The 18,747-nt window shown below is 46.4% G+C and carries 16 protein-coding genes; 9 read left to right on the top strand and 7 right to left on the bottom strand.

Annotated features, from left to right (window positions below):
• Positions 1–44 precede the first annotated feature (44 nt).
• The 5 genes from FVR03_RS02235 (at position 45) to FVR03_RS02215 (ending at position 4,874) form a co-directional block, all read left to right on the top strand.
• On the top strand, positions 45–1,127 hold the full coding sequence (locus FVR03_RS02235; protein ID WP_147920131.1) for a S1 family peptidase: 1,083 nt from the start codon (positions 45–47) through the stop codon (positions 1,125–1,127).
• Positions 1,128–1,701: 574 nt separating this feature from the next.
• Positions 1,702–2,385 carry a fasciclin domain-containing protein gene (locus FVR03_RS02230; RefSeq protein WP_187270008.1) on the top strand — a complete coding sequence of 228 codons (684 nt, stop codon included), beginning with the start codon at positions 1,702–1,704 and terminating at the stop codon, positions 2,383–2,385.
• 200 nt (positions 2,386–2,585) lie between these two features.
• The gene (locus tag FVR03_RS02225) at positions 2,586–3,116 is read left to right on the top strand and encodes a hypothetical protein (RefSeq protein WP_147920129.1); all 531 of its coding nucleotides are present in this window, start codon (positions 2,586–2,588) and stop codon (positions 3,114–3,116) included.
• 672 nt (positions 3,117–3,788) lie between these two features.
• On the top strand, positions 3,789–4,217 hold the full coding sequence (locus tag FVR03_RS02220) for a response regulator (protein WP_147920128.1): 429 nt from the start codon (positions 3,789–3,791) through the stop codon (positions 4,215–4,217).
• A 48-nt stretch (positions 4,218–4,265) separates the two neighbouring features.
• Positions 4,266–4,874, top strand: coding sequence for a DUF4142 domain-containing protein (locus tag FVR03_RS02215; protein ID WP_147920127.1), 609 nt, complete (start codon positions 4,266–4,268; stop codon positions 4,872–4,874).
• Positions 4,875–4,917: 43 nt separating this feature from the next.
• On the opposite strand, the gene FVR03_RS02210 is transcribed toward FVR03_RS02215, so the two are convergent.
• Positions 4,918–5,466: an arylesterase gene (locus FVR03_RS02210; protein WP_147920126.1), complete on the bottom strand. Its 549-nt coding sequence runs from the start codon at positions 5,464–5,466 to the stop codon at positions 4,918–4,920.
• A gap of 73 nt (positions 5,467–5,539) precedes the next feature.
• Positions 5,540–5,986: a ferritin-like domain-containing protein gene (locus tag FVR03_RS02205; RefSeq protein ID WP_147920125.1), complete on the bottom strand. Its 447-nt coding sequence runs from the start codon at positions 5,984–5,986 to the stop codon at positions 5,540–5,542.
• A gap of 293 nt (positions 5,987–6,279) precedes the next feature.
• Here FVR03_RS02205 and FVR03_RS02200 point away from each other — a divergent pair, with 293 nt between their 5' ends.
• Positions 6,280–8,391 carry a carboxy terminal-processing peptidase gene (locus FVR03_RS02200; protein WP_147920124.1) on the top strand — a complete coding sequence of 704 codons (2,112 nt, stop codon included), beginning with the start codon at positions 6,280–6,282 and terminating at the stop codon, positions 8,389–8,391.
• A gap of 692 nt (positions 8,392–9,083) precedes the next feature.
• Positions 9,084–10,832 carry a gamma-glutamyltransferase gene (gene ggt / locus FVR03_RS02195; protein ID WP_439651033.1) on the top strand — a complete coding sequence of 583 codons (1,749 nt, stop codon included), beginning with the start codon at positions 9,084–9,086 and terminating at the stop codon, positions 10,830–10,832.
• On the opposite strand, the gene FVR03_RS02190 is transcribed toward ggt, so the two are convergent.
• The 3 genes from FVR03_RS02190 to FVR03_RS02180 form a co-directional block, all read right to left on the bottom strand.
• Entirely contained in the window at positions 10,826–11,020 is a 195-nt protein-coding gene (locus FVR03_RS02190; RefSeq protein WP_147920123.1) for a hypothetical protein, read from the bottom strand. The two genes, ggt and FVR03_RS02190, sit on opposite strands and share 7 nt — an antisense overlap.
• 201 nt (positions 11,021–11,221) lie before the next feature.
• The gene (locus FVR03_RS02185) at positions 11,222–12,301 is read right to left on the bottom strand and encodes a T9SS type A sorting domain-containing protein (protein ID WP_147920122.1); all 1,080 of its coding nucleotides are present in this window, start codon (positions 12,299–12,301) and stop codon (positions 11,222–11,224) included.
• A gap of 150 nt (positions 12,302–12,451) precedes the next feature.
• A complete protein-coding gene (locus tag FVR03_RS02180) occupies positions 12,452–13,609 on the bottom strand; it encodes a trans-sulfuration enzyme family protein (protein WP_147920121.1) in 1,158 nt (385 codons plus the stop codon).
• A gap of 243 nt (positions 13,610–13,852) precedes the next feature.
• Between FVR03_RS02180 and FVR03_RS02175 the strand changes: the two genes are divergently transcribed.
• On the top strand, positions 13,853–14,878 hold the full coding sequence (locus FVR03_RS02175; protein WP_147920120.1) for a hypothetical protein: 1,026 nt from the start codon (positions 13,853–13,855) through the stop codon (positions 14,876–14,878).
• Positions 14,879–15,255: 377 nt separating this feature from the next.
• Here the strand turns inward: FVR03_RS02175 and FVR03_RS02170 are convergent, their stop codons facing one another.
• Together FVR03_RS02170 and FVR03_RS02165 are read right to left on the bottom strand one after the other, a co-directional pair.
• Positions 15,256–15,756: a hypothetical protein gene (locus FVR03_RS02170; RefSeq protein ID WP_147920119.1), complete on the bottom strand. Its 501-nt coding sequence runs from the start codon at positions 15,754–15,756 to the stop codon at positions 15,256–15,258.
• A gap of 24 nt (positions 15,757–15,780) precedes the next feature.
• Positions 15,781–16,257, bottom strand: a complete 477-nt coding sequence (locus tag FVR03_RS02165; RefSeq protein WP_147920118.1) for a hypothetical protein — start codon at positions 16,255–16,257, stop codon at positions 15,781–15,783.
• A gap of 278 nt (positions 16,258–16,535) precedes the next feature.
• Here FVR03_RS02165 and FVR03_RS02160 point away from each other — a divergent pair, with 278 nt between their 5' ends.
• Positions 16,536–18,485 carry a peptidylprolyl isomerase gene (locus tag FVR03_RS02160; protein ID WP_147920117.1) on the top strand — a complete coding sequence of 650 codons (1,950 nt, stop codon included), beginning with the start codon at positions 16,536–16,538 and terminating at the stop codon, positions 18,483–18,485.
• The last annotated feature ends 262 nt before the right edge of the window (positions 18,486–18,747 follow it).

The following is an 18,747-nucleotide window of genomic DNA, read 5'->3' as shown; positions in this document are numbered from 1 at the left end:
ATAAGGGTTAACGCCTTTTCCGAAGGCATTTAGAAAAACAAAAGATGTTTGACTACAGCATATATGAGCAGATAGAACGCTACATCAGCGGCAGCATGCTAGCAGATGAAAAAGTGACCTTTGAGGCGCTTTTGCAAACAGACTCCAGGCTGGCAGAAAAAGTGCGCGAACACCAGACACTACTGAAGGCTATGCGCCAGCACGGGCAGCGGCAGTCGCTCAGGCACAAGCTCGACATGCTACATGCCGAAATAGAGGCGCCTGCAGCTACACCATCGCTGTTTAAGGTTTTCTGGAACAAGCATCGCCAGACCATGGCTGTAGCGGCCAGCGTTTCGTTACTTTCAGTGTTCGGCACGCTTTGGAGCGTACAGCAACTGAAGGAACCTGTGCAGCAGCAAACAGCCCGCTACGTAGAGCTACGCCGTGAGGTGGAGCGTATTAAAAAAGAACAACGTGCCATTATTGATGGCATTATTGGCACAGAAGCCGAAAAACCAGCTCCGCGGGCTGCCCGCTTCAGTGGTACCGGCTTTGCCGTTTCTTCGGATGGGTACATTGTAACGAACTCGCACGTTATACAAGGCGCAGATTCGGTTATGATTGAAAATAAAGCTGGCCTTCGTTACAAAGTAACGGCTGTGTACCGCGACAAGACCCATGACCTGGCTATTTTAAAAATAGAAGATCCCACTTTCGAGGGTTTCGGGAAGCTGCCTTATACGTTTAAAACAACTGAATCTGACCTTGGAGAAAAGGTATTCACACTTGGCTATCCGCGCGAAGACATTGTGTTTGGCGAAGGTTCGCTCAGCTCGTCCTCCGGCTTCGAGGGCGACACAACTGCTTACCAGATATCTATTCCGCTTAACCCCGGCAACAGCGGTGGCCCGCTACTCGACGACAAAGGCCACCTGATCGGAATTATAAGCGGCAAACAGGCAGGTCAGGAAGGAGCAGCTTTTGCAGTAAAATCGGCGTACCTGCTGAAAGTGCTCGGCGATATGCCAGGCTCCGACTCAACAGAAATAGCCTTACCCCGCTATAACCACCTGACAGGTAATAGCCGGACAAATCAGTTGAAGAAGCTAAAAGACTATGTGTTTGTTGTAAAAGTATATAATTGATACCTTCAGTAGAACTTGAAATAAGGCGGCTCCAACCGCCTTATTTTTTTGCCCAGTTGTGTCGCAAACAGCCTTAAATTTGGTCTCTAGTATCCGTTTTAACCTATTCTCCCGTTCATGTGTTTCTAACATAGTGAGCAGTATAGGCACACATGGCAGTTACTGCACTTTACTCCCACCTCAATCTCTTTTCCTGAATCTTATAATATTTATACCTATTGAAAAAGCGGCTAGTTAATTAATTTGCATTTTTGTTATTAACCAAGTAAACCATAATTTTCTTAAATACATAAAAATTAAGTAAACAGTTAAATTTTAGTGGTAAAAAGAGTCTACAGCTTGGTTTAAGCTATATAGAAATAAGACTATAAATACAACTATTAAGCTTCATCTCAAAATTACTTTATAAAAAAGTTAACATTTTTTCGATTTTTCAGTTTAATAGGAATATGTAATTAGCAACTGCTTTTTAAGTAAAGCCTTGCTAAAAGCAAATTGTTAATTTATTAAGACTGATACTATGAAAAAGAGAATGTTAAGACCACTAGCAGCTATTGCTGTAATATCAATGACTATGTTTAGCTGTGCCAGTTCTACTGACCAGATGGACAGTACCGCCATGGATGACACTACGATGAGCGAAACCCAGACAATGGCAGGTACTGATGACCAGATGAGCGGCACAGATACCTCTACGGAAATGACTGGTACCGAAGCAACAGCAGCCGGTGCCACGGAATCTTTGGCGGGAATTAGTAGCGAAAGCCTTGCCATGACCGATGATATTTCTTATGGCGACATGTTCGACGAAATAGACGACACAAGACAAATGGGCGTGTTGGAGTTAGCCAAATCTAACGGTAACCTCTCTACTTTTGTAGCACTGGTAGAACATGCCGAAATGGCAACTGCCTTAGATGCTGAAGGACCATTTACTGTATTTGCCCCTACTAACAAAGCCTTTGCAGCACTTCCATCAGGTAAACTAGAATACCTGATGAAGCCAGAAAACAAAGCAGAACTTATCCAGACGCTGCAGTCACACTTCCTTGGTGCTGATGTTTCGTCTGCTCAATTCTCAAGCACCCAACGTATAGGTGCAGGAGACAACATGTACATCCCGATTGATGTAACAGCCAATACAACGACTATTGGTGGTGCCACCATAGTAAAGCCAGATGTAAAAGCATCTAACGGTGTGATCCACGTAGTTGATGGCATTATTATGCCAGTTGCTGACACGGGCATAACCAGATAATCTCTTTAGTTGACTGAGTTTAAAAAGATCCCCACCCGACCGGTGGGGATTTTTTTAAACTCTACATGTTGCAACGGCAAGGCTATTAACAAATTAAGAAGGCTGCCCTTACCCGAAACTAATAAAAGTTATAGCCGTTAAAACTAAACGACTGTACTAAATTTATTTTTTACATTCCTATTAACATAAACTATAAAACTATGACAAACGACAGAGATAACGCTGGCATGATGACAGCAATGTTCAGAGATAGAGACAGTGCTGAAAGAGCTTACAACGAGCTTCGTTCACGTGGCTACGATAAAGACAATATTAATGTAGTAATGTCTGATGATGCTCGTAAGCGTCATTTCGGAGACAACCCTGAGAACACTGAATTAGGTAACAAGTCGTTAGAAGGTGCTGGTGCAGGATCTGCGATTGGTGGTACACTCGGAGCCATTGTTGGTGCTGTAGCTGCCATAGGCACATCTATTGCGATACCTGGTCTTGGCCTTATAGTGGCTGGTCCGCTGGCGGCAGGTTTGGCGGGCGCAGGCGCAGGCGGTTTAACAGGTGGTTTAATTGGTGCCCTAGTAGGTGCTGGTATTCCTGAAGAACGTGCCAAAGTATACGAGTCAGGCATAAAAGAAGGCAACATAGTATTGGGCTTCAAACCAGAAACAGATGAAGATGCCCGTTACTTCGAAACTCACTTCCAGAGCAACAGAGGTGAACATATTTATTATTAAGCTTTTCTGCATGTTTGCAAAAGCTAACTAAATTTAAAAGAAGGCTGCCTCTTAACTGAGGCAGCCTTCTTTTTTAAACAATATATTTACATTGCAACTCATCTATAAACCGCCTCTACCCTTTCCGGAATTAATACGACACACTTTCTACAGCCACTTTACGAGCAATGAGGCATAAGATTTTTTCTCTTTAGTTAGCTTAACTAAAGTTACGCAGTGCGTATTTTGTATTCCTATGAAGCCTATCTTGTATGGGAAAATCATAGCTTCCTTTTCTAATATTGTTTGCTAGTGCGAGCTTGCAAGCTGCTTTTTCCTAACAGATCGGCTACAAAGGGGGGACTTTTCATCTGTAGTAAATATCTGTATAATATCAGTTAGTTTAATTTTAACGATTATTCTCGGCATTCTTATTCTACACTTTTACTGAATACTCAGTACTTTGTTCTTCAAGAGCTGTTAGTTTCACCACCTTATCTATGAAAATATTATTCCATCCTCTCCACAATAAATATTTAGCTTAAAATTAAAATAAGTAGTTGGTTATCAACACCTTAAATAACATTAATTAAATCTTTAAATAAATATACTGAAAATCATTTGTTCTAGCTGAAATTTGTTATATATTGCAATATTCTATTATTATTTAGAGCATTTAGAACAAACAAAGCAATGGAACATCTGCACCACATTCTGCTTGTAAACAATGATCCTATTCATAATTTGTTCTCCCAGATTGTACTGGAAGATGCGAATGTATGCGACCTTTTATCAGTTTGCTACAGTGTGCCTGAGGCGCTGGAACTGCTGCATAACTCCTGTTCTGGTACAGGCCTCTCCTTTCCGGACCTGATTCTGCTGGACATGAACCTACCAGACAACGAGAGCCTGTTGTTTCTGGAGGTGTACCATCAGCTTAACTACCACATAACGCAACCCACCAACATTTCGCTCCTGACACCTGGCAGTAACTATACCCATGCAGAGGAGGCGCAACGATATGGGGCAGTTGCCGGATTTATAGCCAAACCGCTTTCGCTTACAAACCTCTATAACATGCTTGCACGCAGCTTCTCTTACAACCTTGGTAAACAATTTTAAATAGTTTCGTATGCATTAGGTAAACACTATACCTAAAGTTTATAAACTATGCGAAAATACATTCTTATAGCCAGTGCAGTATTTGGCACCTTCGCCTTTGCCGCCTGCGACTCCGGCACTACCACTGAGCAACAGACAACCTCTACCGGAGAAGTAAACGAAGCTGTTGCCGGTGACACAGAAGCCCTTACTGAAGAGAAAAAAGAACTTATTCCGTTTATGGCCCGAGCCAGCTTAATGCAGATCGAAATGGGCCGGCTAGCAGCCGAAAAAGGCCAATCGGACCAGGTTCGGCAATATGGCCAGCAAATGGCAGAGCTATATTCTTCTAAAAAAGATGAACTACGCGATTTTGCCAGCAGCTACGGCGTATCAGTACCCGAAACGCTGCATGAAGACCAACAGGAAGAAGTAAAAAAACTGCGCGAAACCAAGCCAGAAGATTTTGACATGGCATATTGGGATGAAGCCATTGATGCGCATAAAGATGCCATTGATGAGTTCGGATCGACTCTGAAGTCGGAGGATGAAGCGCTGGCTAATCCTTTTAGTGTTTGGGCGCGAAACACTGAAAAAGAGAAGAGAGCACAAATGGAACAAGCCATGCGGTTTAGGCTGGACCAGAAAGATATTCTCAGAAAACGATCAGGACTTTAGCATAACTGGGGCACGCTTTCAATAAGGTGTGCCCCAGTAACTTCTAAAGCAACTCCTTCAGTACTGACCAGGTATGAGCTGCCAGCTGCTTGTGCCCTTCTGCATTTGGGTGTATGCCATCAGGCAGGTTCAGGTGCCGCATACCAACAACTCCTTCCAGCAGGAAAGGCAGAAAATGAATGTTGTTGCGGAGAGCCAGCTCCCGGAACAACACCCTGAACTCTGCAGCATAGCGACCGGGCACAATAGCAGGTATTTCCATGCCCGACAACAGTATTTTGGCATCGGGGCATTTCTTCTTTACCTTATTAATTATTTCCTGTAGGTTCTGCGAAGTTTCTCTGGCAGGTATTCCTCTCAAGCCATCATTGGCACCAAGAGCCAAAACAAAAATAGCAATTGGCTGGTCTAACCACCTTTCTATCCGGTGAACTCCTCCAGCGGTTGTATCGCCGCTTAAGCCTGCATTTATGGCTGTGTATGCATGCCCATGCTCCAGCAACTTTTGCTGAATAAGCCCCGGATATGCCTGCGATGCCATAAGGCCATAACCGGCAGTCAGGCTATCTCCAAAAAATAAAATCCTCTTCATAATCATTTCCTGCTGCTATTGCCCAAAAAGAAAGGGCCTGGTGTAGCCCCTTCCTTTATCCGTTTTTTTAAATTCAGGAATCTTTCATTTTCTTTAACTGGTCACAGGCTTGCAACGAGGCCTGTTTTTGCCGTTCCACTATCTGCTGTAAACCTTGTGGTAAAGCAGCACTGGCCAGGGCATCATCGTAAGCTTTTTGAGCCCATTCTTCGCCATACAGGTTCGAATTAATAATGGCATTTTCATCTTTCCCGGTAAGGGTAGCTTTTAAGTCCATCCACTGGCGGTAAAATTTACCTTTTATGGTAGTATCTGTTTCCGGGTTCCCGCCAAAGGTGCTTATTTCCTTGTTCAGTTCGTCGGCGAATTTGCGGCTCTGGCTAGCCAACTCTCTGTAAAACGATATATGCCCGGGGTTCTTGGTTTCGTTCGCGGCGTGTTCGTAGCCCTTTACTCTGTCGTTTACAAACTCGGTTAGTTCCTGTAGCACCTGCACTACTTCTTCATCTGTCTTTTTCATAGCTTTGTTGCTTTTGTTCCTCCCATTGGAAACGAAAAATCAGAAATATCGGTTATTACAAATCACTACTTCCACAAACCTCTTGCAGCAGCAGGCAGCCTGGGCGGCTTATCTGTAAAGAGCTGTAATTACCTATAATGGCTGGCCGGCCCAAACTCCTTTGGCGCTGCCAGAGCTTTTGCAAAGTGGCAACATTTGCTTACATTACATCTTAATACGCTTTTTTTTGAATGCCGACAAAATCTACGGCATCACTTTTGCGTATTAGTTAATTAGTTCAACATACAAAACAGATGCTATCCTTGACAACCAGAATAAAAATATTGCTGTCGGTATTGGCTGTTATACTTGTAACAGGCTCGTTTATACTTTACAGCAAGAACTATACACCCGAAGGAAAAAATGAAATACTTATTCAGGCGCTGATGCAGGGCCTGAATAGTGTGCATTACCAACCAGAAAAAGTAGACGATGCCTTTTCGAAGAAAGTGTTTAACCTCTACCTGCAACGCCTCGACTACAACAAGAAATTCTTATTAGAATCTGACGTAGCGCAGCTTCGCAAATACGAGACCCAGATCGACGACCAGTTAAAGATGGGCTCTTATGAGCTTTTTGATGTATCGGCCGACCTGATCGAGAAACGCACGCAGGAAGCAGCTGCTTACTACAAAGAGATGCTGGAAAAACCTTTCGACTTTGAGAAAGAAGAATCGATTGAGCTGGATGGCAAAAAGCTGGCTTATGCCAAAGATGCTGCAGCCCTAAAAGAAGCCTGGCGCAAGCAGCTCAAGTACCAAACGCTGGTACAGCTCACCGGCCTGCAGGAAAGGCAGGAAGCAGGCCTGAAAAGCGACCCGAAAACGGAGAAAAAGACTTTTGCTCAATTAGAGGATGAGGCGCGTAAAAAAGTAATGCAGTCGTACGACGAGCTTTACAAGCGTTTAGGCAAAATTACCAGAGACGAGCGCCGCTCTACTTACATCAACGCCATTACCAATGTGTACGACCCGCACACGAACTACCTGCTCCCGAAAGCCAAGTCGCAGTTCGATGTAGAATTTACCGGCACGCTCGAAGGAATTGGCGCCTCGCTGCAGGAGAAAGACGGACAGATAAAGGTAATGGAAATTGTGCCCGGCAGCCCATCTTACCGCCAGGGCGAACTGAAACCAGGCGACGCTATTGTTAAAGTAGCCCAGGCCGAGCAGGAGCCCGTGCTGGTAGAAGGCATGCGCCTCGATGATGCCATTCAGCTGATAAGAGGTAAAAAAGGAACCGAAGTTCGCTTAACAGTAAGAAAGCCAGATGGTAGTTCCAGAGTTATCCCGATTGTGCGCGACCTTATTATTATTGAAGAAACATTTGCACAGTCTGCCCTTATAGAAGACTCCAAGAAAATTGGCTACATTAACCTACCTGGTTTTTACGCCAACTTCGACCGCAAAGAAGGTGGCCGCAACAGTGGTGCTGATGTGAAGAAAGAAGTAGAAAAGCTGAAATCGGCTGGTGCTGAAGGCCTTGTACTGGATCTGCGCAACAACGGTGGCGGTTCTTTGGCAGATGCGATTGAGATGGCTGGCCTGTTTATAGACCAGGGACCTATCGTGCAGGTAAAAACTAAATCAGGTAAAGTAGCCGTACTAGACGATCCGGGGCCGCAAGTGCAGTTCTCTGGTCCGTTGGTTGTATTGGTAAATGGTAACAGCGCCTCCGCCTCCGAAATTCTGGCAGCCGCCATGCAAGATTATAAGCGTGCTGTAATTGTAGGTAGCCCAACGTATGGTAAAGGTACTGTGCAGCAGTTCTTCGAACTCGACGATGCCTTGTCTTCTCAGTACGATGCCTTTAAACCATTTGGAGCCTTAAAGCTTACAACTCAGAAGTTCTACAGAATAAATGGCGGAACAACCCAACTGAGAGGCGTAAGACCTGACATTGAATTGCCGGACACTTACAGCTACCTCGAAATGGGCGAGAAAGACCAGGAGTACCCATTGCCGTTCGACGAAATTGCACCGGCTAAATACAAGCCCTGGACAAACAGCAAAATTAATGTCGCTAAAATTCAGGCTAACAGCCGCAAGCGTATTGCCAGCAACCAGAGCTTTAACCTGATCGAAGAAAGTGCCAAACGCCTGAAGCAACTCTCCGACAACACGACCCGCTCGCTGAAGTACACCACTTATTTAGCGGAAGAGAAAAAAGCGGAAGCCGAAGCGAAGCGGTTTGAGGAAGCTCAGAAAGAAGTTCCGGTGCTACAAGTATCGCGATTGCCTCAAGATCTAAACGCTCTTAAAGGCGACACAGGTAAGGTGGCCCGTAACAATGCCTTCCTTAAATCGCTTAAAACAGATATATATGTAGAAGAAGCTGTTGCCATTATCAACAACGATTTACTGTAACAGCACCTTTTAATAAAACAGGAAAGCCGGCTAATAATTAGCCGGCTTTTTTTGTATATTAGGTTCTGGTCCGGAAAGTAACATTCGCAAAACACTCTGATAACACGTGGCTTAACCCTATCAACTATTTACGTATCCAGTGCTGCACAAATAGTTCTATACCAGACAGACCCTTGACAAGATTCTGATTAAATTCCTTCGGAAGGCCATTTTTATTCAAATAATTACTCGTAGGCAATTGCTAAAAGGGTAGTTTGGAGAAATTTTAAGTGAGTGAGAGGATCTATAGGATCAGGATCTAGCCTGTAGCTGGTGCTTCTGCTTCTTTCCCACAAGATCCTTTCAGGATAACAAGGAGAGATTGACTGATTAGGCAGTGTGTTTCTGAGGCTATCAATTCAGTTTATTTTTACATTCTGCAAATTCTGATCCAGACATAATCCTGCTTCTGACAGAAAGCAATGCTTTGGCACAGACAATCTTTAATCAGCCATTCAGCAATGAAACCATTTAACAAGTTAGCTTCCCGATAAGCAACAATCAAAAGCAGACAGAAAGTAAATTATTCTAATAAAAACGGCCTCCAGAAGGTTTTTTCGCGTGTGAGCGCCAAGGGTTTTCTTCTGCCAACTACTTGCAAACTAGTCTAACCAACACGCCTACTGCAAAAGCAACCAACCTAACCAACTACTATGCCCGAAACCTTTACACGCCCCTGCTACAGCCATAGCACCCGCTTCCTGTCATTTTTGAAAGCTGCCCTATACTCGATTGCTTTTATCGGCTACAGTTGCACCAGCACTCCTAAACCTGATGCAGCGGCAGCCAGAGGAGTACTAGCAGATAACGCCATGGTCGTATCGGCGCATCCTGATGCCACCCGTATCGGGCTCGACATACTGCGGAAAGGAGGTAATGCTTACGATGCCGCCATTGCCACACAGTTTGCACTGGCCGTTTGTCACCCGGCAGCAGGCAATATCGGTGGCGGAGGCTTTGCTGTGTTCAGGCACCATACCGGCGAAACCGGCTCTCTCGACTACCGCGAAACAGCACCCGCTCTGGCCACGCCTGCCATGTACCTCGATGCGCAGGGTAACACGATCCCGAACTTAAGCCTGCTGGGGCACCTGGCTGCAGGCGTACCCGGCACTGTAGATGGCATGCTGAAACTTCACCAGAAGCTTGGCTCCATGCCCTTTGCTGAACTGGTGCAACCTGCCATAGATCTGGCAAAAAACGGCGTAGTACTTACCGCCAAAGAGGCTAATGGCCTGAATGCAAACCGCCAGCACTTTATAGCCCACAACAAGCACCTCCCCTGCCTGGTAAAAGAGCAACCCTGGCTGTCTGGCGAAACGTTCTATTTACCCGACCTGGCCCATACCCTGGAACGCATCCGCGACAAAGGACGCGAAGGGTTTTACGCTGGCGAAACGGCTGATCTGCTGGTGCAGGAAATGAAGAAAGGTGGTGGCCTGATATCTTATGAAGACCTGAAAAACTACAAATCAGTCTGGCGCGCACCTGTAACAGGCACCTACCGCAACTTTAAGATTATTTCTATGCCTCCGCCATCCAGTGGCGGCATAGCTTTGCTGCAGCTCCTCACCATGGTCGAGAAATTCCCTTTAAAGACCTATGGCTGGCAGCAGCCCGCTACCGTACAGGTTATAACAGAGGCAGAACGCCGCGTTTACGCAGACAGAGCCACCTACCTCGGCGACCCCGACTTTATCGAAGTGCCGACACAGAAGCTTCTGGACAAAGAATACCTCCTGCACCGCATGGCCGATGTGTCGCTGGAGCAGGCAACGCCATCGGCAGCCGTAAAAGCTGGCGAACTGGCATACCACGAGTCAGAGCAGACAACCCATTACAGCATAGTAGACAGTAAGGGCAACGCTATTTCTGTTACGACTACTCTAAACGGCAGCTATGGTTCTAAGGTGATGGTGCAGGGAGCTGGTTTCCTGCTCAACAACGAAATGGACGATTTCAGCATAAAGCCCGGCACACCAAACATGTACGGTCTGGTAGGAGGGCAGGCAAATGCTATTGCCCCTCACAAGCGCATGCTTAGCTCCATGACACCTACCATTCTCGAAAAAGACGGGAAGCTATTTATGGTTGTAGGCACACCCGGAGGCTCTACTATCATCACCTCGGTTTTCCAGACGATCCTGAACGTAACCGAACATAACATGACGATGCAACAAGCCGTGGCTGCTCCGCGCTTTCACCACCAATGGTTGCCAGATGAGGTGCAGCACGAATCAGAGGCCTTGGCACCAGCCACCAGAACTACTCTCGCCAGCAAAGGCTACCACCTGAAACAGCGAGGCCAGATTGGAAGAGTAGATGCCATTCTTGTGTTGCCGAACGGCAAATTAGAAGGAGGCGCTGACCCTCGCGGAGACGACACAGCAGCCGGTTACTGACCAGCTGTTGCGGCCTTTGCCTTACGTTTTGCTACAAATCCGGCCACATACACTCCCAATGCTGCCACTCCTGATAAGGTCATTAACCCTTGGATCGAAAGAAGGTCTGCTACCTTCTGAAGGCTGTTTTCATTTGAATAATTTAATCTCTGATTGTTAAATGGCTGAATTGCTAAATTGTTGGTCAAATAAATTAATTAGTTGCTTACTGATGTTATAGACAGCGCCATAACTTATTAAAACTTGTATCACCATTTTTACAAATCAAAAAATAGTGTGTCGTGATATAGGTCGTTTTTCTCAAGGTGATGAAATTTCTGATTCCGATAAGTGAAAACGCAGTCTATACAGTTGCATATATACCGCGTCTTAATTCCCGAATCAAAAATTTATTTTTTTATAACCTTTGCCTGAAACAGCTCTTTCCCGGCTTGGACTTTAATGATAAACAGGCCGTTTGATATGTTTGCCATGTTAGTGTTCAGCAATTTTTGCACATCCTCGCGATCACCGGATGCTTCAAATACCAGGCGGCCATCAACCGCCCAAACTGAAAGGTTTAGGTTTGGCTGACTTGCCACATGCTCCGGAAACGCAAACTGCAATGGCTGCCCGTTAACTGCCGGGTTAGGATACACCATAAAAGCGCCTGGTGCAGCAGCCTGCCCCGCACTGGTAACAAGCGCGGCAGGCGTAACAGCTGCCCAGGTGGTACCAACCCGTACTTCATCTATATGCGCTTTGGGTGTGTTAATTCCATTCCGAAGACTGACAATTGCTATAGAAGCTGGTTTGGCCGTGCCGCTACTGTTGGCCACGCCGCCCGCTGGCTCTGCCCCACCTACGTCTGTTGGGTTCACCCACAGCGTAGCCACCGAATTGCCGGCTGCTCCAAAATCGTATTTCACGACCACGAGATAGGTAGTGCCAAATGCCAGGTCCATCGGAAATTCTGTTTGGTCGGGGCTTCCGCCTGTGCTGTTCTGGATACTCAGCCTGAAATTGTTTCTGGCATTAACGCTCTTTATGCCCAGCCGGGCCTGGTGGGTGGTGCTGCTGCTGCCCAGGTGCATAAAATAATCGAAGGTGGTGGCGCTGAGTTGTGTTCTGTCTATGACCTCTACAAGCGCTGCATAATACACCACTGTTGTACCTGCCGCCAAATTCAGCGCCACACTTACATCGCGTGACACGTTGGCATTGTCGCCGGGGAGCAGCACTTTGTTGCCAATGGGCTCCTGCAGCCCTGCATAACGTAAGCTTCCTTCCACAATCGGAATAATGCCTGCTTTTGAGTTCCTGTGGGTTGTCCAGCCGTTATTGGTGGTACCCTGAGTTTCTGTTGCACCACCAATATCTCCTGTCCCTTCAAAAGGATCGTAAAAGGTCTGGCCATTTGCCTTACCAGCTCCTAGCAAAAAACAACTTACAATAAGTAAAAAAGTAAACGTTTGTCCATACCGATTCATACGCTTTGTGTTTGCAGGTTATCAGTTTATTTTCATAAAATTTGCAGCTGCTTCAGGCTGCGGGTAGTCAAGTAAAAAGCAAGTGCACCAGATTAAATTATGTACATGAAAAAGGCCTTCCGGAGAGGTCTCTTATCTCCGGAAGGCCTTTCAGACTTTATCGAGAGCCTGCTCGATGTCTCGGATCAGATACTCAGCGTCTTCGAGCCCGATATAGAAACGGACCAGGTTAAACGGCATCGTGGGCTTGAGCTTACCCGGGGCATACGAGGCTGCAATCGGGAAGATAAGCGACTCGTGCCCACCCCACGAGGCAGCCATCAGGAAGTGCTGCAGGCTGTTGCAGAATAGCTCTACCTTACCTATATCGTCTGTTTTGAGCAGCACAGAAAACTGGCCCGTGTTGTTGCGCAGTTGCTTTTTTGCAAGTTCGTATTGCGGGTGCGAAGGCAGGAACGGAAACAGCACCTGCTCTATTTTAGCCTGTTTTTCGAGCCAGGCCACCACTTCTCTGGTTGTTTCGGCTACCTGCGCCATTCGCACTGGCATGGTGCGCAGCCCCCGCAGAAGCAGCCAGGCATCGTGCGGCGAGAGCACCGCGCCCAGCGTCATAAACTCCGAAACAAAAATCTGGTTAATTGTTTCTCTGCGGCCACAGATCACACCGCCCATGGTATCGGAGTGGCCGCCAATGTATTTGGTAGCTGAGTGCACCACCAGGTCTACGCCCATACTAATCGGGTTTTGGTTTATAGGGCTGGCAAAGCTGTTATCGATAATGGTGACCAGGTTATGTGCTCTGGCGATGGCTACTACTGCCTCAATATCCTGCAGCTCAAAGGTATAGGAGTTGGGACTTTCTAGGTACAGCAGTTTGGTAGTGGGTTTAAGGGCGCTCCGGAAATTTTCAGCATTTGTTCCGTCTACCATAGTTACCTCTACACCAAACCGTGGCAGCAGCTTACGCATCAGGGCATTGGTCCAGGAATAAGGTTTTCTGACACTTACCACATGGTCGCCGGCCCGCACCTGCGAGAGTACTGCCGCCGATACGGCTCCCATGCCGCTCCCAAACGCAATAGCGTGCTCTGCTCCCTCCAATGCTGCTATTTTCTTTTCGAGCATGGTTACGGTAGGGTTGTTGCCGCGCGTGTACAAGGTTGCCTCCGGCTCATGCAGCATCTTTTGCCTGAGGTCTTCTACCGTGTTACTGGCAAAATTACTGGTTTGTATAATAGGAGGCGCAACGGCATTAAAGTAATGCTCCCGATCCTCCCCCAGCTCATTTATGATGTATGAAATATCCATGCCTGGTCTTGAAAAATACTATATTTTAGTACATACTTTCAGGAGAGCGCTCAGGTTGTATAAATAAGGTATTTCTAATGCACTGCATCAAAAACGAGAATATAAAAAGACCACTCAATTAAATAACTAATATTTTTAGCATTCGTATAAATACTATTGATTTACAGCACAATAACTTCAATTATTTAAGCTAATTTTTTTAGTTATTTGCAACTAAAGGCACTATGGTTTTGTTTTATTATCATGAAAGAGAGAGAAGAAAATAATACCATTTCCTTATTTCCGGATGAGCAGAAACAGCTGGACAAGGAGTGGCAAAAGTCTATTCCGGCGCAGGTGTTTCTGAACTACTTCTTCGCCATAAACTACCACATAAAATATTTTGATGCGGGAGGCCTGGACCAGCTTGCTTTTTTTAAGGAAGTTCCTGCGGCGCTTTCGGACCAGGATGTAGCAACAGTAAAGCAACTACTGCTTAAGAGTTGGAGCACCGAATATGCCATGCGTGCCACAGCAGAGCTTGGCGATGAGGCTTACATTAAAAATGCGTTGCACTGGACGTTCCCGCAGGCGTACTATACAGTGTTTGCCGGCTTGCAGGCTTTTCTGTATACCCGCCAGGTGAAGACTACGCACGAGGGTATGCTTATGCGGGAAGCAGGCCGCTTGGTTGTAAAAAACGCATACCCAAGAGCCATCAGTTTTTATGCAGCCGGAAGTTACGATGACTTTAGTGTGAGGCGGTTACCGCTGGCTCATTACAAACCTGGCTTACAAATGGCTGGTAAAGAACTTGAGGCACAGTCGCAGATCGGGCAATTTCTGCGCACAACCCGCCGCATAAAAGCGAAGGTTGTAAGGCAGCAGGTGCAGTCGAACCAGGCAACTGCCATCAGGAGCAGCCGCACTGGTGAAGTGCTGCAGAAGTTTGGTCCGCAGCATTGGCAACAGCTGACCTGGCGTATGGGCTACACCACTATTTTCGATCTGCTGTCGCGTCTGCGCATTTCATCATCGCACCGCGAGATCGAGCGTTTTATACAATCGGGTATCGACTTTAAGCTATTTCATGAGTCGCTGCTGGAGATTGTAAGTTACCTGAACGGGGTGCATGAGTGTTATGTGGCGCAGGCAATGGGTTTAGAGCAATACGAGGCTTTTATAGCCGAACTGCCCCTGTACCTGCAGCAGTCTTTTGCAACCGACAGGCTTCAGAACAGGGTGCGTCCGCTCCTGCAGAACCCCTCCGATATGCGCATGGCTGCCTAACTGGCTCCCTTCGTCTCTTGTTACAAGCTCTTGCATGCTATGGCGTGCAAGAGCTTTTTTTAAATCCCCGGTTTGCTAAGTTTTAAAGAATGTATCGGTTCCGTTTCAGTTTATGCTGAAAACCCAGATACTACAGCCTCACCTGCTCCTAATCGCCTGTAAATCGGAAAAAGCATTTCTAACTTAAAGGCGCCAGTTAAACAACGGGAATGAGAGCCGGTGCCAGGCTGAAAATGGCGATATTGTACCTTAACCACTAAAATTCCGAAAACGCGCAGCAATTATTTGAATGAAAATAGCCTTCCAAAGCATTTTCATTCGTTTTTGATTCAAGGGTTTGGCGGTGAACGTGTATAGCGCATTTGCGCTGGAGCCATTTAAGAGGCTCCTGAGGTAGTTAGCTGGCCCATAGAGACTCCATTAACGGCAATACGTTTTTCCATGGCGGCTAATCTGATGCTGGTTTGCACGTGGTGCGCCACCTCTTCGGCTTGTATAGCCCCTGTTCTCATTTTCACCTGCTTGCCGTTCTTCATCAGAAACACAACCTGGTAAGTTGAAATGCTAACGCTGGCTACTTCGTTCCATAGTAAACTTTGCTCGCGGCCATATACCGTTAGCCGGAACCGAATCTGCTCGGGGTTCATAGAGAAAAAAGCATCTTTCAGCCGGATCTTGTCTAACCCGACGCAGAGACCTACAACACCACCAACTACAAGCGAGGCGGCAGCAACAGACATAGGCAGCCTTGTTTCGTCGCGGAACCAGACTTCGTTAAATAAAGAGTAAGACCCGCCGGCAATTAAAAAAAATCCTGATTTTGAAAAAAACGACTTCGTTTTGTCAAGCTGCTTGTGTGGGTAAAGGTTTATATACATATAAAATTAAGTGAGGCGACAACCTTAAACCACAACCATAATGTCTTTCTTCTTGGCTATTTTCTTTATCTTTCTTCTGGCTTGCTGCAGAATAGTTGGACTCTGAATTTTGTCCATGCCTATTTCATGCTGTTCATCATTTTTCAGAACGAAAAGAAGCCTGTCCTGCTCAAAGCGCACAACATCAACTTCTTCCCATTCAAACTCCTGTTCTTTTTGTGCAGAAACAGTACGATAGCGCACGCCACCTGTTGTTAATGTAAAATGTAACCGATACTGTGGCCTGTATTGGTACCATAAAAATTTACAGAAATAGGCAGCAAAAAATAAATTCGACATAAAAATAAGCAAGCCTACCAAAAACCCGTTTGAGTAGGCAAGGTAAAGCAGCAGAATCAGGTTAATGCTAATAGCAGCATATATGGCACCTGTTAACCTTTGCTCAGCTTTCGGCTCCAGCTGGTAGGCATTTTCAAACAACTTTAAGCTAAAGTTCGACATACCTTCAGGGATTAAATGAAATTAAACATACATAGAAAAAAACAGTTTTCAAAATTTTCACCTACAAAAGCTACAACTATTGTTTTAGCTGGTTAATTTTAACAATACGTATTCAACTCGTCTACAAAATACCAAAATAGTTGATTTATTGCTGTATTAAACCCTTTAAGAGGAGCAGACTTTGTGCGGAATAGCCTGTCAGGCAACAACAACATCTGTTATTCTAACACATTATTCTTATTTTTATTATATATTACCTTGCGCAACCAATCATCTTCATGAAAATCAGATTATTATATTTCTTAGCCGGAATTTCTTTTCTGGCCGCTTGCTGGCAACAACCGCAACAGAGCATTGCCCCTGTAGCACCGGCAAACAAATTTCATGATGCGACGCTGGTAGCTATCAGAACCCTGCAGGATGAGCGGAAAACAGCCGAACTGCTCGCTTACCTGAACCACTCCAAAGCACTTTACAGGCAGGAGGCAGCACTTGCGTTTGCCTCTGTACAAGATACGCTGGCGCTGCCCCCGCTCCTCTCCATGCTCTCCGACACAACAACTGCTGTTCGCGAAGCGGCGGCCTTTGCTATTGGCCAGATCGGGCACGAGAAAGCAGAATCTGCGCTTATCTTACACCTGCCACACGAGCAACAGCCGAGTGTGCAGGCCACCCTGCTTGAAGCGCTGGGCAAGGTATCGACCAGGGCGGGCGCAGAGTACCTGGCAACTCTTAAAGCTACATCAGCACAGGCGCAGGCGGGGCAGGCATGGGGCCTCTATTACCTGGGCCTGCGGCAACGGCACAGCATCAGAACCACCGATAAAGCCTTGCAGCTCCTGGCCCAAACCGATGCACCTGAAGCCAGACTGGCAGCAGCTCAATACCTGGCCCGCACCCCCAGAATAGATCTTACCCAGTTCCGGCAACCTATTTTAAGTGCCGCCACCTCCGACCCTAACCCTGAAATGCGTATGGCCCTTGCGCAAGCCATGGCCAAAGTAAGAACCCGCGACAAAGCCAGTTTTCTGTCGGGCATAGCGCAAAGCGACCCCGATTACCGTGTACGCATAAATGCTATACGCGCCATGGCTGGCATAGAAGACTTTGAGGAGATAGAAGCAGCTATTCTGGCAGCTCTGCACGACAAGAACATACAGGTAGCCGTGGCCACTGCAGAATTCCTGCAGGCCAATGCCCGGTTTGTAAATGCAGCCCGCCTGCAACAGCCACTAAGCCAGGTAAAAGACGAACGTGTTAAAGCCGGCCTGATGTGGGTAACCCTGCACAACAGTGTGGTAAAGAGCCGCATCAGCAACCAGTACAAGCAATTGTATACAACCGCTCAAAACCCTTACGCTAAAGCGCATCTGCTTAAAGCCCTGTCTGCCGATTATGCGAACTACAAGTTTATAGAAGCCGAAACATTTACCGCCAAACAACCTGTTATAGCTACTTACGGCATAGAAGCACTGGCTGCCATGCGTCAACAGGCCGATTTTCCGGAAGCGTTGGAGCAGGATTTTGCCGATCTGTTGAAACGAGCCATATTGTCGGGCGATGTGGCACTAACAGGCATAGCGGCAGGCGTAATCAGAGAACCGAAGCTGAACTACCGCGAAACTTACCAGGACGCTGGCTTTCTGAAGCAGGCTCAGCAAAAGCTGCAACTCCCTCGCGACATGGAAACAAACATAGAGCTGCAGAAAACCATCGATTTCCTGAGTGGCAAAACTGCTTCTGAACCTCCCAAAAACCCTTTTACGCATCCTATTAACTGGGCCCTGGTCAAAACTATACCCACAGAACAATTGGTAAAGATTAAAACCGGCAAAGGCGATATTCGGATGCAGCTATTGGTAGAGGAGGCACCCGGTACAGTGGCTAACTTTGTAGAATTAACCAGACAAGGCTTTTTTAACGGGCTCAGTTTTCACAGGGTAGTGCCGAACTTTGTGGTGCAGGGCGGTGATAAGCGGGGCGATGGTTGGGGCAGCTCCGACTACTCGATCCGATCGGAGTTTGCGCCTTTAAAGTTTCAGGAAGGCTATGTAGGTATGGCATCTGCAGGAAAAGACACCGAAAGTAACCAATGGTTCATCACTCACTCCCCTACACCTCACCTCAATGGCCGCTACACTATTTTCGCAAAAGTAGTAGATGGCATGGAGGTGGTGCACCAATTGCTGGTAGGCGACGCTATACTTGGTGTAGAAATGGCACAATAACTCCCATTATGACCCTTGGCACCTCCGAAGCAAAAAACCTTTTGGAGGCCATTTTCATCTGAATAATTTGGTTGTTGGCTGTTAATTGTTGAATTGTTATTTGCTGAATTGTTAATTCATTTGAATTTTAAGGGCCTGACCGATTAATTAAAATGTTCTTCTAGGCAAACCTGAGCAACATCCTTAACATCTTAAAATCCTGTAACACCTGATTCGGACAAAAGTCTTCTGTCCTTTTACCTGAATTGCTGCCTTTACAGTG

Origin of the sequence: Pontibacter qinzhouensis, assembly GCF_008017455.1 — a bacterium.
GTDB classification, from domain to species: Bacteria; Bacteroidota; Bacteroidia; order Cytophagales; family Hymenobacteraceae; genus Pontibacter; species Pontibacter qinzhouensis.
This window is presented reverse-complemented; position numbering and strand designations above follow the sequence as displayed.